This window comes from Streptomyces sp. NPDC052682, assembly GCF_040678435.1.
In the GTDB taxonomy this organism is placed as follows: domain Bacteria; phylum Actinomycetota; class Actinomycetes; order Streptomycetales; family Streptomycetaceae; genus Streptomyces.
The window spans coordinates 353400-376976 of record NZ_JBFATS010000007.1 but is presented as its reverse complement, the minus strand read 5'-3'; the positions used below and the strand labels follow the sequence as shown (position 1 = coordinate 376976).

The 23577-nt window shown below is 72.5% G+C and carries 19 protein-coding genes and 3 pseudogenes; 14 read left to right on the top strand and 8 right to left on the bottom strand.

The window, feature by feature from the left end; translation table 11 throughout:
* Positions 1 to 971: pseudogene (locus tag AB0K80_RS14020) on the top strand (hypothetical protein); the annotation flags it as partial.
* Here the strand turns inward: AB0K80_RS14020 and AB0K80_RS14015 are convergent.
* The gene (locus AB0K80_RS14015) at positions 961 to 2226 is read right to left on the bottom strand and encodes a transglycosylase family protein (RefSeq protein ID WP_365669134.1); all 1266 of its coding nucleotides are present in this window, start codon (positions 2224 to 2226) and stop codon (positions 961 to 963) included. The pseudogene AB0K80_RS14020 and the gene AB0K80_RS14015 sit on opposite strands and share 11 nt — an antisense overlap.
* 396 nt (positions 2227 to 2622) lie before the next feature.
* Between AB0K80_RS14015 and gndA the strand changes: the two genes are divergently transcribed.
* The gene (gene gndA, locus AB0K80_RS14010; RefSeq protein WP_365669132.1) at positions 2623 to 4062 is read left to right on the top strand and encodes an NADP-dependent phosphogluconate dehydrogenase; all 1440 of its coding nucleotides are present in this window, start codon (positions 2623 to 2625) and stop codon (positions 4060 to 4062) included.
* A gap of 477 nt (positions 4063 to 4539) precedes the next feature.
* Here the strand turns inward: gndA and AB0K80_RS14005 are convergent, their stop codons facing one another.
* From AB0K80_RS14005 to panD, 3 genes are read right to left on the bottom strand one after another with little or no spacing between them, the layout of a single operon-like run.
* Positions 4540 to 5205, bottom strand: a complete 666-nt coding sequence (locus AB0K80_RS14005) for an aspartate/glutamate racemase family protein (RefSeq protein ID WP_365669131.1) — start codon at positions 5203 to 5205, stop codon at positions 4540 to 4542.
* 13 nt (positions 5206 to 5218) lie between these two features.
* Positions 5219 to 5563: a GNAT family N-acetyltransferase gene (locus tag AB0K80_RS14000; protein WP_365669129.1), complete on the bottom strand. Its 345-nt coding sequence runs from the start codon at positions 5561 to 5563 to the stop codon at positions 5219 to 5221.
* 33 nt (positions 5564 to 5596) lie between these two features.
* Positions 5597 to 6010 carry an aspartate 1-decarboxylase gene (gene panD / locus AB0K80_RS13995; protein WP_365669128.1) on the bottom strand — a complete coding sequence of 138 codons (414 nt, stop codon included), beginning with the start codon at positions 6008 to 6010 and terminating at the stop codon, positions 5597 to 5599.
* Between the two features lie 308 nt (positions 6011 to 6318).
* Between panD and AB0K80_RS13990 the strand changes: the two genes are divergently transcribed.
* From AB0K80_RS13990 to pntB, 11 genes are all read left to right on the top strand, one after another.
* Entirely contained in the window at positions 6319 to 6489 is a 171-nt protein-coding gene (locus AB0K80_RS13990) for a hydrophobic protein (RefSeq protein WP_365669126.1), read from the top strand.
* A gap of 143 nt (positions 6490 to 6632) precedes the next feature.
* Positions 6633 to 7244, top strand: coding sequence for a TetR/AcrR family transcriptional regulator (locus tag AB0K80_RS13985; protein ID WP_365669124.1), 612 nt, complete (start codon positions 6633 to 6635; stop codon positions 7242 to 7244).
* A complete protein-coding gene (locus AB0K80_RS13980) occupies positions 7241 to 7651 on the top strand; it encodes a DUF6069 family protein (RefSeq protein ID WP_365669122.1) in 411 nt (136 codons plus the stop codon). The genes AB0K80_RS13985 and AB0K80_RS13980 overlap by 4 nt, the downstream gene beginning before the upstream one ends.
* 200 nt (positions 7652 to 7851) lie before the next feature.
* A complete protein-coding gene (locus tag AB0K80_RS13975; protein ID WP_365669120.1) occupies positions 7852 to 8529 on the top strand; it encodes a GntR family transcriptional regulator in 678 nt (225 codons plus the stop codon).
* 398 nt (positions 8530 to 8927) lie between these two features.
* Positions 8928 to 9647, top strand: coding sequence for an acyl-CoA dehydrogenase family protein (locus AB0K80_RS13970; RefSeq protein ID WP_365669119.1), 720 nt, complete (start codon positions 8928 to 8930; stop codon positions 9645 to 9647).
* 107 nt (positions 9648 to 9754) lie between these two features.
* Positions 9755 to 10258, top strand: coding sequence for a formate dehydrogenase subunit gamma (locus tag AB0K80_RS13965; RefSeq protein WP_365669118.1), 504 nt, complete (start codon positions 9755 to 9757; stop codon positions 10256 to 10258).
* On the top strand, positions 10255 to 11859 hold the full coding sequence (locus AB0K80_RS13960) for an NADH-ubiquinone oxidoreductase-F iron-sulfur binding region domain-containing protein (protein WP_365669116.1): 1605 nt from the start codon (positions 10255 to 10257) through the stop codon (positions 11857 to 11859). Before AB0K80_RS13965 ends, AB0K80_RS13960 begins: the two co-directional genes overlap by 4 nt.
* Positions 11856 to 14672 (top strand): formate dehydrogenase subunit alpha, encoded by a 2817-nt coding sequence (gene fdhF, locus AB0K80_RS13955; protein ID WP_365669114.1) that lies wholly within the window; start codon positions 11856 to 11858, stop codon positions 14670 to 14672. Before AB0K80_RS13960 ends, fdhF begins: the two co-directional genes overlap by 4 nt.
* Position 14673: 1 nt before the next feature.
* Positions 14674 to 14910 (top strand): formate dehydrogenase subunit delta, encoded by a 237-nt coding sequence (locus AB0K80_RS13950; protein ID WP_365669113.1) that lies wholly within the window; start codon positions 14674 to 14676, stop codon positions 14908 to 14910.
* A 225-nt stretch (positions 14911 to 15135) separates the two neighbouring features.
* Entirely contained in the window at positions 15136 to 16698 is a 1563-nt protein-coding gene (locus AB0K80_RS13945; protein WP_365669111.1) for a Re/Si-specific NAD(P)(+) transhydrogenase subunit alpha, read from the top strand.
* Between the two features lie 6 nt (positions 16699 to 16704).
* The gene (gene pntB / locus AB0K80_RS13940; protein ID WP_365669110.1) at positions 16705 to 18165 is read left to right on the top strand and encodes a Re/Si-specific NAD(P)(+) transhydrogenase subunit beta; all 1461 of its coding nucleotides are present in this window, start codon (positions 16705 to 16707) and stop codon (positions 18163 to 18165) included.
* Between the two features lie 126 nt (positions 18166 to 18291).
* Here pntB and AB0K80_RS13935 read toward each other — a convergent pair.
* The 4 genes and pseudogenes from AB0K80_RS13935 to AB0K80_RS13920 form a co-directional block, all read right to left on the bottom strand.
* Positions 18292 to 19147: pseudogene (locus AB0K80_RS13935) on the bottom strand (2-dehydropantoate 2-reductase).
* A gap of 61 nt (positions 19148 to 19208) precedes the next feature.
* The gene (gene oxc / locus AB0K80_RS13930; protein WP_365669109.1) at positions 19209 to 20939 is read right to left on the bottom strand and encodes an oxalyl-CoA decarboxylase; all 1731 of its coding nucleotides are present in this window, start codon (positions 20937 to 20939) and stop codon (positions 19209 to 19211) included.
* A 126-nt stretch (positions 20940 to 21065) separates the two neighbouring features.
* A pseudogene (locus AB0K80_RS13925) lies at positions 21066 to 21431 on the bottom strand (ABC transporter ATP-binding protein); the annotation flags it as partial.
* Positions 21432 to 21504: 73 nt separating this feature from the next.
* On the bottom strand, positions 21505 to 22227 hold the full coding sequence (locus AB0K80_RS13920) for an SDR family oxidoreductase (RefSeq protein ID WP_365669108.1): 723 nt from the start codon (positions 22225 to 22227) through the stop codon (positions 21505 to 21507).
* Positions 22228 to 22470: 243 nt separating this feature from the next.
* On the opposite strand from AB0K80_RS13920, the gene AB0K80_RS13915 reads away from it, so the two are divergent.
* Positions 22471 to 23568 carry a mechanosensitive ion channel family protein gene (locus AB0K80_RS13915; protein WP_365669106.1) on the top strand — a complete coding sequence of 366 codons (1098 nt, stop codon included), beginning with the start codon at positions 22471 to 22473 and terminating at the stop codon, positions 23566 to 23568.
* Positions 23569 to 23577 lie beyond the last annotated feature (9 nt).

The window sequence follows — 23577 nt, the reverse complement described above, 5'->3', positions numbered from 1 at the left end:
CGGGGATGGCCGGTGGCCGGGCGGAGACGGCGGACGCCAGGGACGGCGCGCAGGCTGCACTCGCGCGGGAGCAGGCCGTACTCGTCGCGCCGGGGATGGCCGGGGGCCGGGCGGAGACGGCGGACGCCAGGGACGGCGGGCAGGCGGCTGCACTCGTGCAGGAACACGCCCTGCTCGTCGCACCGGACGTGGCCGGCGGACAGGCCGAGGCGGCGAGCGGAGGACCTCGGGCCGTACGGGGACAGGCCCTGCTCGTCGCGCCGGGGATGGCCGGTGGCCGGGCGGAGACGGCGGACGCCAGGGACGGCGCGCAGGCTGCACTCGCGCGGGAGCAGGCCGTACTCGTCGCGCCGGGGGCAGTCGGGGGCCTGGCGGAGACGGCGGACGCCGGGGACGGCGCGCAGGCGGCTGCGCTCGGGCAGGAACACGCCCTGCTCGTCGCACCGGACGTGGCCGGCGGACAGGCCGAGGCGGCGAGCGGAGGGACTCGGGCCGTGCGGGGACAGGCCGTACTCGTCGCGCCGGGGGCAGCCGGGGGCCGGGCGGAGGCGGCGGACGCCGGGGACGGCGCGCAGGCTGCGCTCGGGCAGGAACACGCCCTGCTCGTCGCACCGGGCGTGGCCGGCGGGCGGGCCGAGGCGGCGGGCGGAGGGACTCGGGCCGTGCGGGGACAGGCGGTGGTCCTGGCGGACGGCCGTGACCAGGACGGTGCAGCGGCCGCCCCGGGCCGGCGGAAGCAGGCGGTGCTCGGCGGGCCGGAGGGCGCGGGCGACGACCGTGCCCTGACGGTGCCGGCTCCCGCCCTGCCCTCGGAGGACCTGGACCTGCTCAGCGCGTTGCGGGAGGAGCTCCTCGCGCCCGTTGCGGTGGCCCCGGCGGCCGACGAGGTGCCGTGGTTCTACGGCCCCTGCTCCGGCCTGTTCGTCACCATGCCGCTGCTGGACCGGCACCACGTACGCGTCAGATCCTGACGCCGCCGGCCCGCAGGTACGCCACGGGGTCGACGTCACTGCCGAAGCCGGGCCCGGTCCGCACCTCGAAGTGCAGATGCGGGCCCGAGCTGTTGCCGGTGGATCCGGAGCGGCCGATGCGCTGGCCGGCACCGACCGTCTGCCCGGTCCGCACGGAGATCGCCGAGAGGTGGGCGTACTGGCTGTAGCGGCCGTCCTGGTGCCGGATCACCACCTGGTAGCCGAACGAGCCCTCCCAGCCGGCGCTGACGACGCTGCCCGCCGCGACCGCCCGCACCGACGTGCCGGTGGGCACGGGGAAGTCGACGCCCGTGTGGTAGCCCTTCGACCAGGCGGAGCCGGCCTTGTGGTACGGCGTTCCCAGCGGGGCGCTGACCGGGGCGACAAGACCATGCCGGGGCGCGGTCGCCCGGTCGGCGCGGTCCTTGTCGCGCTCCGGGGAGGTCTTCGTCGCCGGCTTCTTCGCCGGCTTCTTCGGCTGGTGCGAGGGCTTGGCCGCGGTGTCCGACGGCCGGGGCGCGGGCCGTGTCGCCGTGCCGCCCTCGCCGCGCAGCCTCAGCCGCTGGCCCGGCATGATCAGGTCGGGGTCGGACCCGATGGTCGTGCGGTTGGCCTCGTACAGTCCCCGCCAGCCGCCCCGCACCCGCTGGTCGGCCGCGATGCCGGAGAGGGTGTCGCCGGCAACGACCGTGTACATCTCGGCGCTGCCCGCCCGGGACTGGGGCGTCTTCTGCGGCAGCACGTCCCGCACGGAGGTCCGGCTCGCTGGGGTCCTGCCCTGGCCGGATTCGGTCGGCGTGCCGGTCTGCTTCCGGGTGTCCGTCGTCTTCCGCGGGCCGGTGGAGGTGCTCGCGGTACGGATGTCGGGCGTAGCGCCGTCGCGGGTCAGTCCGGCCCGGACCGAGCACACCGGCCAGGCACCGGGGCCCTGCCCGTCGAGCACCTTCTCGGCGACGGCTATCTGCTCGTCCCTGGTGGCCTGGTCGGCGCGGGGCGCGTACCGGGTGCCGCCGTACGCCTCCCAGGTGGACTGGGTGAACTGGAGTCCGCCGTAGAACCCGTTGCCGGTGTTGACACTCCAGTTGGCGCCGGACTCGCACGCGGCGACCTTGTTCCAGGTCGCCACGTCCGCCGCCTGCGCCGCACCGGCACCCATCAGTGGCAGGGCCATGCCGGCACCGCCGGCCGTGACCGTGAGTGAGGCGCGGTTGATCCTGCTCGGCTGGTACCGGCGATGCCGGCCTCGTACGGCCATGAGCCCCCCTCGGCATGCGTCAGGAGGGGCCAAAGTAAGCGCCGCGAACTGGCCGGGACAAGGCGGCAATCAGCCGCACGGATGCGCCAAGTGGCCGGTGCGTGCCCCTGGTTGTGCGGCGCGTACGACGGCCGTGCCCGCGCACGCGGACAAGGCCGGGAGCATGCGGCTGAGTGCGGCGGGGGCTCTCGTGCGTACTCGTGCGTATCCGGCCGCGCGGCGTCGTCCGACCCGCGCGTGCGGACGCGGAAGCGGCACGTCAGGATGGGCGGTGCGCCCCCACCGGCGGGCCCTGCCCGCAGCAGCGCACCAGCAGCGATATAGCTGATACACACCTTTACAACACCAACTGAGCACCGACAGAGCACCGAACCGAGGGCTTTAGGAGCCAACCGCATGAGCAGTTCAGCACAGATCGGCGTCACGGGTCTCGCGGTCATGGGCCGCAACCTCGCCCGCAACTTCGCGCGCAACGGCTACACGGTCGCGGTGCACAACCGGACGCCGTCGCGTACGCACGCGCTGGTGGAGGAGTTCGGCGGCGAGGGCGACTTCGTCGCGTGTGAGACCGCCAAGGAGTTCGTGGCGGCGCTGGAGCGCCCGCGGCGCCTGGTCATCATGGTGAAGGCCGGTGAGCCCACGGACGCGGTGATCGAGGAGTTCGCACCGCTGCTGGAGCCCGGCGACATGATCATCGACGGTGGCAACGCGCACTTCGCGGACACCCGGCGCCGGGAGCGGGAACTGCGCGAGCGGGGCATCCACTTCGTCGGCACGGGCATCTCCGGCGGCGAGGAGGGCGCGCTCAACGGGCCGAGCATCATGCCGGGCGGCTCGAAGGAGTCGTACGAGTCGCTCGGCCCGATGCTGGAGAAGATCTCCGCGAAGGCGGCGGACGGCGCGCCCTGCGTGACGCACGTCGGGCCGGACGGCGCCGGGCATTTCGTGAAGATGGTGCACAACGGCATCGAGTACGCCGACATGCAGCTGATCGGTGAGGCGTACCAGCTGCTGCGGGACGTCGCCGGGTACACGCCCGCGCAGATCGCCGACATCTTCCGCACCTGGAACACCGGCCGCCTCGACTCGTACCTGATCGAGATCACGGCCGAGGTCCTGGCGCACGTGGACGCGGCGACGGGCAAGCCGTTCGTGGACGTGGTGGTCGACCAGGCGGAGCAGAAGGGCACCGGCCGCTGGACCGTGCAGATCGCGCTCGACCTCGGTGTGCCGGTGTCCGGTATCGCCGAGGCGGTGTTCGCGCGCTCCCTGTCCGGTCACGCGGCGCTGCGGGAGGCCTCGCGGGGCCTGGCCGGGCCGAAGGCGCTGCCGCTGCCCGAGCCGGAGGCGGCGGCGTTCGCCGACCGGGTGGAGCAGGCGCTGTACGCGTCGAAGATCGTGTCGTACACGCAGGGCTTCCACGAGATCGCCGCGGGCAGCGAGGAGTACGGCTGGGACATCGACCTGGGTGCCGTCTCGTCGATCTGGCGCGGCGGCTGCATCATCCGGGCCGCGTTCCTGGACCGTATCCGCGCGGCGTACGACGCCCGGCCGGACCTGCCGAGCCTGCTGTCGGACGAGACGTTCGCGCAGGAGATCGCGGCGGCCCAGGACGACTGGCGCGAGGTACTGATCGCCGCGACCCGGCACGGTGTGCCGACGCCGGGCTTCGCGGCGGCCCTCGCCTACTACGACGCCCTGCGCGCCGAGCGGCTGCCCGCCGCGCTCACCCAGGGGCAGCGGGACTACTTCGGCGCGCACACGTACCGCCGCACGGACCGGGACGGCTCCTTCCACACGCTGTGGGGCGGGGACCGGTCGGAGGTGTCCGCGTAGCGGCAGGCGCGCCGCGCGGTGTGACCGTGGGCGGGGGCGGTGGGCGACGCTCGGTCGCCCACCGCCCCCGCCGTGTTCTCCGGCGGTCAGGACAGCGGAGGCCCCGGCTCGGGGTTCGGCACCGGTTCCGGTCCCGGCGGGATCGGGGACGGGTCGGGGTTCGGTACGGGACCGGGGCCCGGGGGCGGACCCGGCTCAGGGGGCGGACCCGGGTGCGGCGGTGGCGGCGGAGTCGGGCCCGGCTGGGGCGGAGGCTCCGGGGCCGGGGGCGGTTCCGGGTTCGGAACCGGGTCGGGGTAGGGATCCGGGTGCTGCGGGTCCGGGCCCGGTGTCGGACCCGGCGGCACGGGGTCGGGGTACGGGTTCGTCATACGGTCCTCCAGCCAGTCGGTCGACTCCGGCTCTGGACTACTCCCCCGCCTACCCGGAGGCAGCGCCTCCAGTCACTCCCCCGCAGGACGGCGAGGGGGCCGGGTGTCACTCCCTTGCGGGACGGTGAGGGGCCCGGGTGTCCCCTACGACCGCCGCCCCCGCCGCCAGTCCCGGCCGCGGGCTGGTCAGCACCGGGGTGGTGGTCGTCGTCAGGTGCTGGGCCGGGGTCATGGACGCCTGGGCGAGGACGATCACGTCGGCGCCGGTGACCGAGTCGGCCGCTGTCGCGACCAGGCGGGCGTACCCCTCGGTGTCGCCCGTCTCGAACCGGGCCCAGGCGTCCCGCACGAGCAGGGTGCGCACCTGCACGGGACGGCCGGCGCGGCGGGCCTCCTCCTCGACCAGCGACACCGTCGGTCCGACCGTGCTCTGCGAAGTCGCGAGCACGGCGATGCGCGGCCCGGCGGCGACCGCGGCCGCGGCCATCGGCCGGTCGACGCGCAGCACCGGCACCCCGGTGCCGCCGGCCGCCGCCTCGGCTACGCCGCCGATGGTCGAGCAGGTGCACAGCACGGCCCGCGCGCCGGCGGCGACGGCTTCGCGCAGCGCGGCGCGCACGTCGTCCGTGACCGCGGCCGGACCCGCCGCGCGGGCCCGGCCGAGCAGGCCTTCATCGACGAAGTGCCGCAGTTCCAGGCCCGGGTGGTCCTCGTCGCGCAGCGCCTCGAAGACGGGGATGTGCAGGGGTGAGGTGTGCAGGAGGGCGAGCACGCGCGTGCCGCTCTCAGAACCGTCCGGGGTGCGCCGCCAGCCACTCCTTCGCCGCCGCCCGCAGTCCGGGGCCGGCGGCCGGGGCCTGGTCCGGGTGGCGTTCGGCCCACCGGGCGACGTAGGGGCACAGGGGGACGACCGCGCTGTCCTCGCGGCCGGCGGTGGCGTACAGCTCGCGGGCGAGGGAGCCCGCGATGCCCTTCCCCTCGTGGGCCGGTTCGACGATCGTGTGGACGGGCACGAGAGCGCGCTCGGGCGATTCGAGAACGAAGTACTCGATGCGGCCGACCACCTCCCCGTCGGCCACGGCCTCCAGGCGGCCCGCCGGGCGGTCGTCACGGATGTCGATGTCGCCCATGGGCACGCTCCTCGTGCGTCGTGGCGGTCAGGCCTACACGGCCTGCGGGCTGCGCCGCTGGTCCGAGCCCGGCACCGGTTCGGACGGGTCGGCGCCCAGGGCCACGATGCGGTTGTCGCCGTCGACGTGCACCACTCGGGGCTCGAACGCCCGTGCCTCGGCGTCGGTCAGCTGAGCGTAGCTGATGATGATCACCAGGTCACCAGGGTGCACGAGATGGGCGGCGGCCCCGTTGATCCCGATCACGCCCGAGCCGCGCTCGCCCTCGATGACGTACGTCTCCAGCCGGGCGCCGTTGGTGATGTCCACGATGTGCACGAGCTCGCCGGGCAGCAGGTCGGCGGCGTCCAGCAGGTCGGCGTCGATGGTCACCGATCCCACGTAGTGCAGGTCGGCCTGGGTGACGGTGGCGCGGTGGATCTTGGACTTGAACATGGTGCGCAACATGGCAGTACTCCCGTAATTAGGCTCCCTGCCTGCGTTTGCGCAGGTCAAGGGCTGTTTCCACACCTTACAGCGCGTCGGGTTGCCCGAGGCGTCCGCATGCCGCGGGCGGCCCGTCACGGACGGCCGCGCTCAGCGTACGCAACCGGCCTCGAAGACTCCCGTGACGATGGCCACAGCGGGCAGGCCACTTCACCGGCGTGGGCCTCGACCTGACTGAGCGGTGCCCGCAAGAGCCGTGAAGAAACCAGGGAAATCGACCGTGTGTTCTCCGAATGACAGGGCATCCGGAGCGTCGGAGGTTGATAACTATGGTTCCCCTGCTTCTGGTTCTGCTGCTGGCTCTGATCCTCTTCGGTGCGGGTTTCGCACTGAAGGCACTGTGGTGGATCGCCGTGATCGTGCTGGTGGTCTGGCTGCTGGGCTTCGTCGTGCGGACGGCGGACGGCGCCGGCCGCAAGGGCCGCTGGTATCGCTGGTAAACATCACGCATGCCGCGGGCCCCGGGGTTCACCCCGGGGCTCGCGGCATGTCCGGCACAGGGCGTCCCAACGGTGGCCGAAAGTCAACGGAGTGAGGACTCACTCATTGACGGAGTGAGTCCTCACTCCGTACTTTCGCTGTCATGACGACACCCAAGGGCAACCCGGTCACCCGCCGCCGCGCTCCCGGCATGTCGCCGGAGCAGCGCCGCAAAATGATCATCCAGACCGCCATCCCGCTCATCGCCGAGTACGGCGCGGCGGTGACGACCGCGAAGATCGCCCGCGCCGCGGGCATCGGCGAGGGCACGATCTTCCGGGTCTTCGCCGACAAGGACGAGCTGCTGCAGGCCTGCATGACCGAGGCCCTCTCCCCCGAGCACGCGCTCCGCGAGCTCGACGCGATCGACGTGTCCCAGCCGCTGCCCGACCGGCTCGCGGAGGCGGCCGAGGCGCTGCAGGCGCACATGGACAGGATGGGAGCGGTCCTCGGCTCACTGGGGCATCGCGGCGGCAAGCACCCCGGCACGGTGCGCGGCGCGGGCCGCGACGAGTCGACGACCCGTATCCGCGCCGCCCTCGCGGAGCTGCTGGAGCCCGACAAGGCCGCCCTGCGCCGGCCACCGGAGCAGATCGCCGCTCTCTTCTTCGGGCTGCTCTTCACCCAGCCGCGTACGCAGGACGAGCCCCTCCTGACCCCGCAGGAACTGGTGGAGGTCTTCCTGCACGGGGCGCTCTCGGAGGGCACCGAGTGACCGCGCGGAGAAGGCGCCTGGGGATCACAGCCCTGGCCGTCTTGGCCCCCGTCCTGGTGTGGCTGGTCACGGACCCGCTGCTCGGGCACCGGCTGCGCATCGCCGGCGAGGAGCAGACGCTCGACATCGGCGCCCCGCCCGTGGCGGTCGTCGCACTGCTCGCGTCACTCTGCGGCTGGGGCCTGCTGGCCGCCCTGGAACGGTTCGGGGTGCGGCGTGCCCGCGCCATCTGGGCCGGTGTGGCCGGCGCCGTACTGGCCCTGTCCTTTCTGCCGCTCATCGGTGACGGCATGGACGGCGGCACCCGGGTCTCGCTGGCACTGATGCACCTGGCGGTGGCGGCGGTGCTCATCCCGGGGATGGGCGGCCGCTCCCCCGGAGCGGGAGACGGTGCCGCCGGGAAGTGACCGCATCGCCTGCCGGCTGCCCCGTTGTGCGTCACCTCGACGGCCCACCGGGGCGGCCGGCGCGCCGCGGCGCCCTCGTGACCGGCATCCGGACCCACCGTGTCGCCCTCAGCCAGGCCTTTTTCCCCATTGCATACCAAAGACAGTAGGCTGGTCCTCTGCGTAAGCGTTCGCTTCGTCCCGAGATACGGAGGGCCGCCTTGAGCGAGTCCCTGGCCGCGGCGGCCTCCCGCCGCGTCACTCGCCCCGCTCCGCTGCGTCAGGCCGTGTACGACGCACTGGTCGAGCTGATCATCAGCGGCGACCTGAAGCCCGGCCAGCACCTGGTGGAGGGCGAACTCGCCGAGCAGCTGGGCGTGAGCCGCCAGCCGGTCCGCGAAGCGCTGCAGCGCCTGCACACCGACGGGTGGGTGGATCTGCGCCCCGCGCAGGGCGCCTTCGTGCACCGCCCCTCACCGGAGGAGGTCGAGGAGCTGCTCAGCGTCCGCGCGGTGCTGGAGAGTTACTCGGCTCAGCTCGCCGCGCAGAACGCCGACCCTGCCGGCATCGAGCGGCTGCGAGAGCTCCAGCAGGAGGGCATGGAGGCCATCGCCGCCGACGATGCCGAGCGGCTGGTGGCGGCCAACACCGCTCTGCACGACCACATCGCCTCCCTCGCCGGCAACAACGTCCTGCTGGAGCTGATCTCCCTGGTGAGCCGACGGGTCCGGTGGTACTACACCCCCATCGCCAAGCCGCGCGGCAAGGACGCCTGGGCCGAGCACGCGCAGCTCGTCGAGGCCATCGCCAACGGTGACGCGGACAAGGCGAGCAAGATCATGCGTCGGCACGCCGACCGCACCACCAGGCTCTACCGCACCTTGCTGCGCAAGGACTGAGCAGAGCGGTCGAAGCCAGAAGCCGGCACATCGTGTCGGCGGTAGGCCAGGGGGCGACGCGGCCTGTGGGCGGGGCCTGGGCACGCTGAGACCGGTCGGCCCAGGGGGCGCACCCGCCGACCGGTCCCGCGCCCGTGTCGCACGCCGAGCCGCCTGTCGGCCACGGAGACCCGCGTGCCGAAAAGCGCGCTCGCACGTGGACACGTTCTCGGGGGTGCCGTGACGGCCGGTTTCCCACCCTTTTCCAGAGGTCCGGGAGACCCTCAACCGTTGTCTACGTATCCCGCGCAGCGGGACAAGGGCACACACTCGTGACAACAAGGGAAGCGGCGCATACAGTATGCAATCTCCCCGGGGAGCAGCAGCTCCTCGTTCCCGGACTCGCAGGGAGCCGCTCCATGTCGTACCGCTCCGCTCTCTCCCACGTCTTGAGCAGCACCATCGAGCCCTGCGCCGAGCAGACCAGCGCGAGCGAGAGGTTTCCCCGCGCCTCGGTCACCGCACTCGCCGAGGCCGGGCTGCTCGGACTCACCGTCTCCCCGCACCTCGGTGGTGGCGGCCTCGGACTCGTCGAGGCCGCCGATGTCGTGGACCGGGTGTCCCGCGCCTGCCCGGCCACCGGCGCCGTGCTCCGCTCCCACTACGCCGCGACCGCCTGCCTTGAGGCGTACGGCACCCCCTGGCTGCGCCGGAAGATCGCCGAAGGGCAGCACCTCAGCACGCTCGCCCTGACCGACGACGGCGATTCGACGGCGACGCGCACCGGTGACGTGGTGGCGCTGCGCGCCCGGAAACGCGAGGTGATCGGGGCAGGGGAGGCCGACAGCTACCTCTGGTCCTCGCGGCCGGACGACGGAGGCGCGAGGCCGGCCCTCTGGCTGGTTCCGGCGGACGCGCCCGGCCTGTTCGTACCGGCTCGACCCGACGGCACGGGTCCGCGCGGCAGTTGCGCCGCCACGGTCTGCGCCGACCCCGTTCTGGTGCCGGCGAGCGCGGGGCTGGGCCGGGAGGGCGGCAGAAACGCCGGCGTACTGGGCACCGTCCTCGCGTGGCTGGCCACGCTGTCGGCCGCCGGCCCGGAGATCGCCGAGCCGGCCGGTGTCGAGGCACTCGCCTGACACAGGACGGACCCGACGATGGACGCAGGCATGGCGACTGCATACAGTATTCCGAAGTGCACCCAGACGAGGGACTCATCCATGCGTGACGGTCAGGCGGAGGCACCATGACGACGAGCGTCGGGGACATGACGACGAGCGTCGGGGACATGACGACACAGGCCGCCATCGAGGCGATCGTGGCCGCCCACCGCGGGCAGCGCGGCCCGCTGCTGCCGATCCTCCACGCCGTCCAGGCGGAACTCGGTCACGTGCCGCAGGAGGCCATCGCGCTCCTTGCCCGGGAACTCAACCTCTCCCGGGCGGACGTGCACGGGGTGGTGTCCTTCTACCACGACTTCCGTCACGAGCCGGCCGGCCGTACGACGGTGCGCATCTGCCGGGCCGAGGCCTGTCAGGCGGTCGGCGCGGACGCCCTGGTGGCCTGCGCCCGCGACCGGACGGGCGTCTTACCCGGACAGACGCGCGCCGACGGGTCGGTCACCGTGGAGCAGGTCTTCTGCCTCGGCAACTGCGCGTTGGGGCCGTCCGTCGAGGTGAACGGCGAGGTGTTCGGACGAGTGAGCGTGGACCGCCTGCGCTCGGTCCTGGACGAGGCGGTGTCCTCATGACTCAGGTGCCGCACTCCCCGGTCGCCCACGTCTCAGAGGGCTCCGGGGTCTCCCCGGTGACGGTGTACGTGCCCCGCGACTCGGCGGCGCGGTCCGTCGGCGCGGACGCGGTCGCGGACGCGATCCGGACGGCGGCGGCCGATCAAGGCCGGCCGGTCGAGCTGGTGCGCAACGGCTCGCGCGGCATGCTGTGGCTGGAGCCGCTGGTCGAGGTGGTCACGCCCGGGGGGCGGATCGGCTACGGGCCGGTGGCGCCCCCGGACGTGGCGGGCCTGGTGGAGGCCGGCCTCCTGGACGGGGCGGACCATCCGCTGCGGCTCGGTGTCGTGGACGAACTCCCTTGGCTCGCGCGCCAGTCGAGGGTCACGTTCGCCAGGGTCGGAATCACGGACCCGCTCGACCCCGAGGACTACGAGCGGCACGGCGGACTCGCCGGCCTGCGCCAAGCCCTGGCGCTTCCGCCCGCCGGCGTGGTCACCGAGGTCACCGAGTCCGGCCTGCGCGGCCGGGGCGGGGCGGGGTTCCCGGCCGGCGTCAAGTGGAAGACCGTCCAGGACTGCGCCGGCGAGCTGAAGTTCGTCTGCTGCAACGCCGACGAGGGCGACAGCGGCACCTTCGCGGACCGCATGGTGATGGAAGGCGACCCGTTCATGCTCATCGAGGGCATGACGATCGCCGCCCACGCGGTCGGCGCGCGCGAGGGCTATGTCTACATCCGCTCCGAGTATCCGGACGCGGTGGCCACGATGCGGGCGGCGATCGGGATCGCGCGCGAGCGGGGCTGGCTCGGCGAACGCGTCCTCGGCTCCGACCTCACCTTCGACCTGCACGTACGCGTCGGCGCGGGCGCGTACATCTGCGGTGAGGAGACCTCCATGCTGGAGAGCCTGGAGGGCAAGCGCGGCATGGTCCGTGCCAAGCCGCCCATCCCCGCGGTCCAGGGGCTGTTCGGCAGGCCGACGGTGGTCAACAACGTCCTCACCCTCGCCACCGTCCCGGTGATCCTCGCGAACGGCGCGAAGGCGTACCAGGAGCTGGGGGTGGAGCGCTCCCGCGGCACGCAGGTCTTCCAGCTCGGCGGCAACATCGCGCGCGGCGGCATCGTGGAGACCGCGTTCGGGGTCACCCTGCGCGAACTGGTCGAGGACTACGGCGGCGGCACCCGCACCGGGCGCCCGGTGCGCACGGTGCAGGTGGGCGGGCCGCTGGGCGCCTACCTGCCGACGTCGATGTTCGACCTGCCCATGGAGTACGAGGCGTTCGCCGCGGCCGGCGCGATGCTCGGCCACGGCGGTGTCGTGGTCTTCGACGACACCGTGGACATGGCCGCCCAGGCCCGCTTCGCGATGGAGTTCTGCGCCGCGGAGTCCTGCGGCAAGTGCACGCCCTGCCGCGTCGGTTCGGTGCGGGGGGTCGAGGTGATCGACAGGATCGTGGCCGGTGAGGACCGCGACGGCAACCTCGCCCTGCTCGACGACCTCTGCGCGCTGATGACCGACGGTTCGCTGTGCGCGATGGGCGGGCTGACGCCGATGCCGGTGCGCAGCGCCGTCACCCACTTCTCCGACGACTTCCTCGCAAGGGGGGAGGGCACGGCATGACCCTGCTCAAGGAGCCCGACTTCGGAACCCCGGAACGACCCGGCGAGGCGAAGGTCTCCGTCGAGGTCGACGGACTGCCCGTCACGGTGCCCGAGGGCACCTCGGTGATGCGCGCGGCGGCGCTGGCCGGCATCGACATACCGAAGCTGTGCGCCACCGACAGCCTGGAGCCGTTCGGGTCCTGCCGCCTGTGCGTGGTGGAGATCGACGGCCGCCGCGGCACCCCGGCGTCCTGCACCACCCCGTGCGCCGACGGCATGGTGGTGCGGACGCAGACGCCCAGGGTGGACAAGCTCCGCCAGGGGGTCATGGAGCTGTACCTCTCCGACCATCCGCTGGACTGCCTGACCTGCTCGGCCAACGGCGACTGCGAACTGCAGGACATGGCCGGCGTCGTCGGTCTGCGCCAGGTGCGTTACGGCTACGAGGGTGAGAACCACCTAGACGCCGCGCCCGACCTGAGCAACCCCTACTTCGACTTCGACCCGGCCAAGTGCATCGTGTGCTCCCGCTGCGTGCGCGCCTGCGGCGAGGTGCAGGGCACCTTTGCGCTGACCATCGAGGGCCGCGGCTTCGACTCCAAGGTCTCCCCCGGCGCGGGCGAGTCGTTCATGGACTCCGAGTGCGTCTCCTGCGGTGCCTGCGTGCAGGCCTGCCCCACGGCGACGCTGCAGGAGCGGTCGGTCGTCCAGCTCGGCATGCCGTCCCGCTCGGTGCTCACCACCTGCGCGTACTGCGGGGTCGGCTGCTCCTTCAAGGCCGAGCTGCGCGGCGACGAACTGGTCCGGATGGTGCCGTACAAGGACGGCGGGGCCAACGAGGGGCACTCCTGCGTCAAGGGCCGCTTCGCCTTCGGCTACGCCACCCACCCCGACCGCGTCCTGAAGCCCATGGTCCGCGACAGGATCACGGACCCGTGGCGCGAGGTCGAGTGGGACGAGGCCATCCGGACCGTCGCCCGCGGGATGCGCGCCCTGCAGGAGACGTACGGCCCGAGCTCGATCGGCGCCATCAGCTCCTCGCGGTGCACCAACGAGGAGGTGTACGTCGTCCAGAAGATGGTGCGCGCGGCCTTCGGCAACAACAACGTCGACACCTGCGCCCGGGTCTGCCACTCCCCCACCGGGTACGGGCTGAAGCAGACCTTCGGCGAGTCGGCCGGCACGCAGGACTTCCGCTCGGTGGCACAGGCCGACGTCATCATGGTGATCGGCGCCAACCCCACCGACGGCCACCCGGTGTTCGGCTCGCGGATGAAGCGCCGGCTGCGCGAGGGGGCGCAGCTGATCGTGGTCGACCCGCGCCGTATCGACCTGGTGCGCTCGCCGCATGTCGAGGCCGCTCACCATCTGCAGCTCAGGCCGAGCACGAACGTCGCCGTCATCAACGCCATGGCGCACGTGGTGGTCACCGAGGGGCTGGTCGACCGGTCCTTCGTCGAGGAGCGGTGCGAAGGGTTCGAGGAGTGGGCCGCGTTCGTGGCCCTTCCGGAGAACAGCCCGGAGGCCACCGAGCCGATCACCGGGGTGCCGGCCGGGGAGCTGCGCGCCGCCGCCCTGCTGTACGCGCAGGCGCCCAACGCGGCCATCTACTACGGCCTGGGCGTCACCGAGCACAGCCAGGGCTCCACGATGGTCATGGGGATGGCGAACCTCGCGATGGCGTGCGGCAACATCGGCCGGGACGGCGTCGGTGTCAACCCGCTGCGCGGCCAGAACAACGTGCAGGGCTCCTGTGACATGGGCTCCTTCCCGCACGAGTTCCCCGGCTACCGGCACGTCTCCGACGACGCGGTGCGCTCCGTGTTCGAGGAGCTGTGGGGCCGTTCGCTGCTGTCCGAGCCGGGGCTGCGGATCCCCAACATGTTCGACGCGGCGATCGACGGATCGTTCCGGGGCCTGTTCGTGCACGGTGAGGACATCGCCCAGTCCGATCCGAACCTCCAGCACGTCACGGCCGCGCTCGGCGCGATGGACCTGGTCGTGGTGCAGGACCTCTTCCTGAACGAGACGGCGAAGTTCGCGCACGTCTTCCTGCCCGGCGCGTCGTTCCTGGAGAAGGACGGCACGTTCACCAACGCCGAGCGCCGGATCAACCGGGTGCGGGCGGTGATGAAGCCGAAGACGGGCAAGCACGAGTGGCAGATCGTCTGCGAGATCGCCACCGCCATGGGCTACCCGATGTCCTACGACCGTCCGAGCCAGATCATGGACGAGATCGCGCAGGTCACGCCGACCTTCACCGGTGTCTCCTTCCACCTGCTGGACAAGCTCGGCAGCGTGCAGTGGCCGTGCAACGAGCAGGCGCCCGAGGGCACCCCGACGATGCACGTCGACGCGTTCGTGCGCGGCAAGGGACGGTTCGTGGTCACCTCGTACGTGCCGACGGACGAGCGCACCACCTCGCGCTTCCCGCTGGTGCTCACCACGGGCCGCATCCTCAGCCAGTACAACGTGGGGGCGCAGACGCGCCGCACGGACAACGTGGCATGGCATCCCGAGGACGTCCTGGAAATCCATCCGCTGGACGCCGAGAACCGCGGCATCACCGACGGCGACATGGTGACGCTGGCCAGCCGGGTGGGCAGTACGACGCTGCGGGCGCGGGTGTCCGACCGGATGCCGCCGGGCGTCGTCTACACGACGTTCCACCATCCGGTGACCGGCGCCAACGTGGTCACCACCGAGAACTCGGACTGGGCGACCAACTGCCCGGAGTACAAGGTGACCGCCGTGCAGGTCGGTCTCGCCCACCCGCTCGGGCGGCACGCGACCGAGTCCGCGGACAGCGGCCGGCTCGCGGGGGTGGACTGAGATGGCCGCGACCGTGCCGCCCGAGCAGCGCATGGCGAACCAGATCGCCGCCCACTTCCGCCACGTGCCCGCCGGCGCCGCCGCCGAGGCGGTCGCCGGCCACATCCGCCGGTTCTGGGACCCGCGGATGCGTGGCCGGTTGCTACAGCTGGTGCACCGCGGGGCCGACGGCCTGGACCCCGTGGTCCTCGCCGCGGCTCGGCTGCTCGAGCAGCCGCAGCAGGCCCCGGCCGGCTGACCCGCCCGGCCCCGGGAGGCAGCGCCTCATCTCCTTCTGCTCCAGGGGAGATGAGGCGCTGTGTGCGTACGGACGCGAAGGGCCCGGGCGGCGGCGAGTTCGTCCGGGGCGCGGCCGGCAAGGTGACGTACATCGCGGTGTGCTCGCGTTGGGCCGCACCCGCCGTGCGGGTAAGCCCGAACAAAGCTCCTGCCTCCGACCCTCCTCCGACGAGAGATACAGGACATGTCTGCTCAAGAACCCGCACACCACCCTCCCCAGCGTGTAGGCGTGGTCGCCGAGTCCGCCCCCGGGGAGACGCGCGTGGCGGCGACCCCCGCGACGGTGCGTCTGCTGCTGGGGCTCGGCTACGACGTCGTGGTCGACCCGGGGGCCGGTGAGGCGTCCGGCTTCGCCGACCAGGCCTACGCCGATGCCGGCGCGCAGGTCGGCGACGCCTGGGACGCGGATGTCGTGGTGAAGGTGAACGCCCCCTCCGCCGCGGAGATCGCCAGGCTGCGGCAGGGCGCCACCGTGGTCGCCCTGCTGGCCCCGGCACAGAAGCCCGAGCTGCTGCGGGCGCTCGCCGACGCCGGCGTGACCGCTCTCGCCCTGGACGCCGTACCGCGCATCTCCCGCGCCCAGTCGATGGACGTGCTGTCCTCGATGGCGAACATCGCCGGCTACCGCGCGGTCATCGAGGCCGCGCACGTCTTCGGGCGGTTCTTCACCGGCCAGGTCACCGCCGCCGGCAAGGTGCCGCCGGCGAAGGTGCTGGTGGCGGGGGCGGGGGTGGCCGGTCTGGCGGCGATCGGCGCCGCGTCCAGCCTCGGCGCGATCGTGCGCGCCACCGACCCGCGGCCGGAGGTCGCGGACCAGGTGAAGTCGCTGGGCGGCGAGTACCTCCCGGTGCACGTCGCCCAGAACGAGCAGGCAAGCGCCGACGGCTACGCCAAGGCGACCTCCGCCGACTACGACCGCGCCGCCGCCGAGCTCTACCATGAGCAGGCCAAGGACGTGGACGTCGTCATCACCACCGCGCTGATCCCTGGCCGGCCGGCGCCGCGCCTGCTGACGGCCGCGGACGTGGCCGTCATGAAGCCGGGCAGCGTCATCGTGGACATGGCCGCCGCCCAGGGCGGCAACGTCGAGGGCACGGTCGCGGGCCGGGCCGTGGTGACCGACAACGGCGTGACCATCATCGGCTACACCGACCTCGCCGCCCGGCTGCCCGCACAGGCCTCCCAGCTGTTCGGCACCAACGTGGTGAACCTGCTGAAGCTGCTCACGCCCGGCAAGGACGGGCAGCTGACCCTCGACTTCGACGACGTCGTCCAGCGGGCCGTGACCGTGGTGCGGGACGGCACCGTCACCTGGCCGCCGCCGCCCGTCGCGGTCTCGGCCGCGCCCGCGACGCAGCCCGCGCCCGCGCCCGACCGGCCCGAACACGGGAGACCCGGACTGCCGCCCGCGGGACGCTTCGGCCTGATCGGGCTCGGCATGCTCGCGATGTTCCTGCTGGTGGCCTTCGCCCCCGCGCAACTCGCCGCGAACTTCACGGTGTTCGCGCTGGCGGTGGTGATCGGCTACTACGTCATCGGCAAGGTGCACCACGCGCTGCACACACCGCTGATGTCGGTGACCAACGCCATCTCCGGGATCGTCGTGATCGGCGCCCTGCTGCAGACCGGGCACGAGAGCCGGCTCGTCACCACGCTGTCCTTCGTGGCGATCCTGCTGACCAACGTCAACATCTTCGGCGGTTTCGCCGTCACCCGCCGCATGCTGTCCATGTTCTCGAAAGGCTGAGCCGAGATGACCTTCACGACGGCCTCCCACGCGGCCGACCTGGTCGCCGCCCTGTTGTTCATCCTCAGCCTGGCCGGCCTGTCCCAGCACCGCACCTCCCGCGCCGGCGTCGTCTACGGCATCGCCGGCATGGCCCTCGCGCTGGCCGCCACGATCGTGGTGGCGGCCCAGGACATCAGCGGCGGCGCGGTGGCCCTGATCGTGCTGGCCATGGTGCTCGGCGCGGTGCTCGGCCTGTGGCGGGCCCGCCGGGTCGAGATGACACAGATGCCCGAACTGATCGCGGTCCTGCACAGCTTCGTCGGCCTCGCCGCGGTGCTGGTGGGCTGGAACAGCTACCTGGAGGTGGAGGCGCACGGTGCGGCGCAGGACGGGATCGCCGCCGACCTGCTGGCCATCCACCACGCCGAGGTGTTCATCGGCATCTTCATCGGCGGGGTCACCTTCACCGGGTCGATCGTCGCGTTCCTGAAGCTCTCGGCGCGCATCAAGTCCCGCCCGCTGACACTGCCGGGGAAGAACGCGCTGAACCTGGGCGCGCTCGGCGCGTTCGTCGCGCTGACGGTCTGGTTCACCGTCCGCCCGAGCCTTCCGCTGATGATCGCGGTGACCGTGCTGGCGCTGGCCCTGGGCTGGCACCTGGTGGCCTCGATCGGCGGCGGCGACATGCCCGTCGTCGTCTCCATGCTGAACAGCTACTCGGGCTGGGCGGCGGCCGCGGCCGGCTTCCTGCTCGACAACGACCTGCTCATCGTGACGGGCGCGCTGGTCGGCTCCTCCGGTGCGTACCTGTCGTACATCATGTGCAAGGCGATGAACCGCTCGTTCCTCTCCGTCATCGCGGGCGGTTTCGGCATCGAGGCACCGGCCGGCGGCGACGACGCGCAGGGGGAGCACCGCGAGGTGCGCGCCGCGGAGGCGGCCGAGCTGCTCGCCCAGGCCCGCTCGGTGATCATCACCCCGGGCTACGGCATGGCCGTCGCCCAGGCCCAGCACCCGGTCGCGGAGCTGACGCGACAGCTGCGCGAGCGGGGCGTCGAGGTCCGCTTCGGCGTCCACCCCGTCGCCGGGCGCCTGCCCGGGCACATGAACGTACTGCTGGCCGAGGCGAAAGTGCCGTACGACATCGTCCTGGAGATGGACGAGATCAACGACGACTTCGCCGGCACCTCGGTCGTGCTGGTCATCGGCGCGAACGACACCGTCAACCCGGCCGCGACGGAGGACCCGAGCAGCCCGATCGCCGGCATGCCGGTGCTGCGGGTCTGGGAGGCGGAGCACGTCATCGTCTTCAAGCGCTCCATGGCCTCCGGCTACGCGGGCGTGCAGAACCCGCTGTTCTTCCGCGAGAACACCAGCATGCTCTTCGGCGACGCCAAGCAGAGCGTGGAGGAGATCCTGCACGCGCTCGGCACCGACGGCCGACCCGGGGCGGCGTCGGCCGCCCGCCGGGTGACGGCGGGTTAGGTGTCCGGTGCGGGTGGCGATCCGCCGCGCCGGACGTCGCGTACACGGCGACACCGAAGGACGCGGCACACCAGGGCCGAGGTCACCGTTTCCCAGCGGTGGCCTCGGCCCTGTGCGTGACGTCGGTCAGGGGGCACCGGGCCCACAGGTGCGAGCCAGGAGGTCCGTGGCGGCGTGGACGGTGCGCAGCGTCGGCGCCCCGGCGCCCGTGATGTCCGCCATCTCCACCACGGCCGAGACGATGGCGTCGAGTTCCAGCTGCCTGCCCGCTTCCAGGTCCTGCAGCATGGAGGTCCTGTGGTGGCCCACGTTCTCGGCGCCCCGCAGCCGCTTGTCGAGGGAGATGTCCGGGGTGCTGCCGACCCTGACGGCGATGTCCAGGGTTTCCTCCATCATCTGGACCACCAGCTGCCGGGTGCAGGGGTTCTGACAGATCTGCACCATCGTGGCCCGGGTGAGCGCGCTGAGCGGGTTGAAGGCGACGTTGCCCATCAGCTTGATCCAGATGTCGTCGCGGAGCCGGGCCTCCACCGGGGACTTCAGCCCACCTGCGGTCATGGCCTGGCTCAACGCCGTGCAGCGGTCGCTGATCCGGCCCGAGGGCTCACCGATGGAGAAGCGGGTGCCCTCCAGGTGCCGGATCACGCCCGGCGCCTCGACGACCGTGGCCGGGTAGACGACGCAGCCGATGGCCCGTTCCGGCGGCAGCACGGCGCTGGTGGCTCCGCCGGGGTCGACGGCCTCGATCCGGCGCCCCTCGTACGGCCCGGGCAGCTGGTGGAAGTACCACCACGGGATGCCGTTCTGGGCCGCGACCACGACTGTGGAGGCGCCGAGCAGCGGTTTCACCAAGGGCCCGCAGGACGGGTAGCTGTCGCAGGTGCTCCCCGCGCGCGATCAGGTAGACCTCGGCGCCCCCTCGGTGCATCGCGGCGCCCCAGTAGGCACCGATCGCGCCGGCGCCGACGACTGCGATCCTCAACTGCGGCTCCTCTCCTGGCGGTGCCGGCCGCGCAGCTGCCCCGGCACGCCGGGCGTGATGCTCACGTGGCGGTGATGCCCTTGGGGTTCAGGTGCGCGATGTTGCCGCTCTCGGTGCCGTCCGTGGGGTCGATGACGCAGTCGATGAGGGCAGGAGCCCGGGCGGCCAGGGCCTCGCGCAGGGCCGTGGCGACCTCGTCGGGCGTCGTCGCCCGGTACCCCGTGCCGCCGAACGCCTCGATCATGAGGTCGTGGCGGGCCCGCAGCGCCGTCGGGGCCGGGTCGCCGGTGGCGGAGGGCTCGTCCCCGCGGTAGACACCGCTGTTGTTGAGGACGACGGTGACCACGGGCAGGCGGTAGCGGCAGATCGTCTCGATCTCCATGCCGCTGAACCCGAACGCGCTGTCGCCCTCGATGGCGACGACCGGCTCGCCCGTCTCGACGGCGGCGGCGATGGCGTATCCCATGCCGATGCCCATCACACCCCAGGTACCGCTGTCCAGCCGGTGCCGCGGCACCCGCATGCCGATCGTGCTGCGGGCCAGATCGAGCGCGTTGGCCCCCTCGTTGACGACGTAGCTGCGCGGGTGCTCGGCGAGCACGTCGCGGACGGCCTGCAGCGCGCCCAGGAACTTCATCGGGTGCGCCGTGCGAGCGGCCTGAAGACGCCCCGCCATCTTGGCGACGTTCTGCGCGGAGCGGGCGGCGAGTTCCTCGCGCCACCGCGCCGGCGCCGCGATCCGCCCCGGCTTGCTCCGCTCGACCAGCGCGTCCATCACGGAGCGAACGTCGCCGACCAGCGGAGCGGCGATGGGCTGGTTGCTGTCCATCTCCGAGGCCGCGATGTCGACCTGGACGAAGGTGGCGTGCGGGTTCCACTGCGGTGCGTCGCCGTGACCGAGCAGCCAGTTCAGGCGCGCGCCGACCAGCATCACGACATCCGCCCGGCGCAGTGCCAGCGACCGCGCGGTGGCCGCCGACTGCGGATGGTCGTCGGGCAGCAGGCCCTTCGCCATCGACATGGGCAGGTAGGGAATGCCGGTGCTCTCGACGAACTCCCGGATCCGCTCGTCGGCCCGGGCGTACGCCGCCCCCTTGCCCAGCACGATCAGCGGACGCTCGGCGCCGGCCAGGAGCTCGATCGCCCGGTCCACCGCTTCGGGCTGCGGCAGCTGACGCGGCGCGGGGTCGACGAGCCGCCACAACGACGCGGCTCCCTTCTCCGCGTCGATGACCTCACCCAGCACCGCGGCCGGGATGTCCAGGTAGACACCGCCCGGGCGACCCGAGAGGGCGGTACGGATCGCACGGGCGATGCCGCGGCCGATGTCCTCGGCCCGGTGCACCCGGTACGCCGCCTTGACGAACGGTTTCGCGGCCGCGAGCTGGTCCATCTCCTCGTAGTCGCCCCGCTGGAGGTCGACCAGGTGCCGCTCGCTGGACCCCGAGATCTGCACCATCGGGAAGCAGTTGGTGGTGGCGTTCGCCAGCGCCACGAGCCCGTTGAGGAAACCCGGTGCGGACACCGTCAGGCAGATGCCCGGCTTCTGGGTCAGGAACCCGGCAGCCGCGGCCGCGTGCCCCGCGTCGCTCTCGTGCCGGAAACCGATGTAGCGGATCCCCGACGCCTGCGCGAGACGGGCCAGATCGGTGATCGGGATGCCGACGACCCCGTAGATCGTCTCCACGCCGTTCAGCTTCAGCGCGTCGACGACCAGATGGATCCCATCGGTCAGAGCGGCCGGCTCCTGCGCGCCCTCCACGCCTGTGTCCTGTACGACAGCGTCCGTCATGGTACGGGTCCTCCCTGGGGGTCACCGAGTGCCACCGACTCGCTCTACTGTATGCAGTATTCCTTATTCCGACTCGGACGCCATCCCCTCGGCAAGGCCAATTACGAAGGACCGCCCGCCCGCGTCCTACGCCGCCTCCCCCGCGGTCGCGGTCTCCGGCTCCCGGCCCGGCTGCCGTGCGAACTGCGTGCGGTACAGCTGCGCGTAGCGGCCGCCCCCGGCCGGTGGTTCCTCGTGCCTGCCGCGCTCCACGACCTGTCCGGCCTCGATGACCAGGATCTGGTCCGCCGATCGGACGGTGGACAGCCGGTGCGCGATCACGATCGCCGTCCTGCCCTCCAGGGCCTCCTGCACGGCGGCCTCCGAGGTGTTGTCCAGGCGGGCGATGGTCACGCGCCGGCGTTCGCCGCCGGAGAGGCGGTAGCCGCGTTCGCCGACGACCGTGTCGAGGCCGTCCGGCAGGGACCGTACGAGGTCGTCGAGCCGGGCGCGCAGACGTACCACTTTCGCCCGCGCCGGCTGGTGCGTCCGGCCCGGTTCATGACCAGGTAGCGGGTCCGGCGCGTCACCAGGGCAGCGGCCGCCCGTCGCGGAAGAAGCCCCCGGTCGGCCCGTCGTCCGGGAGGGTGGCCGCCCAGACCACCCCGGCGGCGCCCTCGGCGACGGGCCGCCCGCCGCCGCCCATGTCGGTGGCGGTCCAGCCCGGGCAGACGGCGTTGACCAGGACGCGGTCGCGGCGCAGTTCGCCCGCCAGGAGGCGGGTGAGGGCGTTGAGCGCGGCCTTGGAGACGCTGTAGGCGGGGGTGCCGCCGGTCATGCCGTGCAGGGAGCCGCTCTCACTGCTGACGTTGACCACTCGGGGATGCGGGCTGCGGCGCAGCAGCGGCAGCAGGGCCTGCGTCACCCGCCAGGCGCCGAACAGGTTCGTCTCCAGCGCCCGCCTCACCTCCTCCAGGTCGGCCGAGCGGGCCCGGGCCCAGGTGTCGTACAGGATCGCGGCGTTGTTGACGAGGACGTCCGTGCGGCCCAGGTGCCGGGTGGCCCAGTCCGCCAGGGCGGTGACGCTCGCGTCGTCGGCGACGTCCAGCTGGACGGGGGTGACGCGGGCGCCGCCGGGGTCGAGGCGGGCTGCGGCGGCACGGCCCTTGCCGAGGTCGCGGGAGCCGAGCAGCACCCGATGGCCCCGGTCGGCGAGTTGACGGGCCACCTCGTATCCGATGCCGCGGTTGGCGCCGGTCACCACCGCGACGGGCGGCTCCTGCGGATCACCGGTGGGGTCGACGGGCATGGGCGCTCCTGGTGGTACGGGCGCGTACCGTTCCAGCCTCGCACACGGCCGCGGCCTGATGCGACCGGCGCGTGCCGAACTGCCGTACCGGATACGGCAGGATGAACGATTGCGCCGGCCGCTGGTCAGGTGGGCCGGCGCGACGGAACCATCCCGCAATCGAGCAGGTGACGACGTGACGCAACTGCACATCCGGACGTCGGCGAAGGGCTTCGCCGCCGCGTGTCCGCCCGGAGGTGACCGGTGAACCGAGCGCTCACCGTGGACGACCTCGTCCTCGCCGGAGTCGCCCTGGCCGCGGGCCTGCTGGCGGCGTTCCTGCTGCGCATGCTGCTGCGCTGGCTGGGCAAGCACGCCGACCGCACCCGCTGGAGCGGCGACGACGTGATCGTGGACGCGCTGCGCAGCGTGGTGCCGTGGGCCGCGGTGGCCGGCGGCGCGGCGGGCGCGGCGGCGGCGCTGCCCCTGACCAGTACCGTGCAGCGGCACACCAACCAGGTGCTGACCGTGCTGCTGATCTTCGTGGTGACGGTGTCGGCGGCCCGGGTGGTGGCCGGTCTGGTGCGGGCGGTCACCCAGTCCCGTTCCGGGGTCGCCGGGTCGGCCACGATCTTCGTCAACATCACGCGGGTGCTGGTCCTGGCGATCGGCTTCCTGGTGGTGCTCCAGACGCTGGGCATCTCGATAGCCCCGATGCTCACCGCCCTCGGCGTCGGCGGCCTGGCGGTCGCCCTGGCGCTGCAGGACACGCTCGCCAACCTCTTCGCCGGCATCCACATCCTCGCCTCCAAGACCGTGCAGCCGGGCGACTACATCCAGCTCAGCAGCGGCGAGGAGGGCTATGTCGAGGACATCAACTGGCGGCAGACGACGATCCGCAACCTCTCCAACAACCTCGTCGTGATCCCCAACGGTCAGCTCGCCAAGTCGAACATGACCAACTTCATGCGGCCCGACCAGCAGTTGACGATCCTGGTGCAGGTCGGGGTGGCCTACGACAGCGATCTGGAGCAGGTGGAGCGGGTGACCAACGAGGTCATCGCCGAGACGATGTCCGAGGTGGAGGGCGCGGTCCCGGACCACGAGCCGGTGATCCGGTTCCACACCTTCGGCGACTCGCGCATCGGGTTCACGGTGATCCTGGGGGTCGGCGAGTTCAGCGACCAGTACCGGATCAAGCACGAGTTCATCAAGCGGCTGCACAAGCGCTACCGCCAGGAGGGCATCCGCATCCCGGCCCCGACGCGGACGGTGGCGGTGCAGCAGGGCGCGGTGGTGATCCCGCATCAGCGCGCCCCGCAGGGCGAGCCGGGCGAGAAGTCCTCCGCCCGGCTCGACTGACCGGCTGCC

Coding starts and splice junctions, on each gene's coding strand:
- AB0K80_RS13970 (WP_365669119.1), top strand. CDS start 8,928: ATGTCGTACCGCTCCGCTCTCTCCCACGTCTTGAGCAGCACCATCGAG.
- AB0K80_RS13950 (WP_365669113.1), top strand. CDS start 14,674: ATGGCCGCGACCGTGCCGCCCGAGCAGCGCATGGCGAACCAGATCGCC.
- AB0K80_RS13990 (WP_365669126.1), top strand. CDS start 6,319: ATGGTTCCCCTGCTTCTGGTTCTGCTGCTGGCTCTGATCCTCTTCGGT.
- AB0K80_RS13960 (WP_365669116.1), top strand. CDS start 10,255: ATGACTCAGGTGCCGCACTCCCCGGTCGCCCACGTCTCAGAGGGCTCC.
- AB0K80_RS13945 (WP_365669111.1), top strand. CDS start 15,136: ATGTCTGCTCAAGAACCCGCACACCACCCTCCCCAGCGTGTAGGCGTG.
- fdhF (WP_365669114.1), top strand. CDS start 11,856: ATGACCCTGCTCAAGGAGCCCGACTTCGGAACCCCGGAACGACCCGGC.
- oxc (WP_365669109.1), bottom strand. CDS start 20,939: ATGACGGACGCTGTCGTACAGGACACAGGCGTGGAGGGCGCGCAGGAG.
- AB0K80_RS14000 (WP_365669129.1), bottom strand. CDS start 5,563: ATGGGCGACATCGACATCCGTGACGACCGCCCGGCGGGCCGCCTGGAG.
- AB0K80_RS13965 (WP_365669118.1), top strand. CDS start 9,755: ATGACGACGAGCGTCGGGGACATGACGACGAGCGTCGGGGACATGACG.
- panD (WP_365669128.1), bottom strand. CDS start 6,010: ATGTTGCGCACCATGTTCAAGTCCAAGATCCACCGCGCCACCGTCACC.
- AB0K80_RS14015 (WP_365669134.1), bottom strand. CDS start 2,226: ATGGCCGTACGAGGCCGGCATCGCCGGTACCAGCCGAGCAGGATCAAC.
- pntB (WP_365669110.1), top strand. CDS start 16,705: ATGACCTTCACGACGGCCTCCCACGCGGCCGACCTGGTCGCCGCCCTG.
- AB0K80_RS13985 (WP_365669124.1), top strand. CDS start 6,633: ATGACGACACCCAAGGGCAACCCGGTCACCCGCCGCCGCGCTCCCGGC.
- gndA (WP_365669132.1), top strand. CDS start 2,623: ATGAGCAGTTCAGCACAGATCGGCGTCACGGGTCTCGCGGTCATGGGC.
- AB0K80_RS13920 (WP_365669108.1), bottom strand. CDS start 22,227: ATGCCCGTCGACCCCACCGGTGATCCGCAGGAGCCGCCCGTCGCGGTG.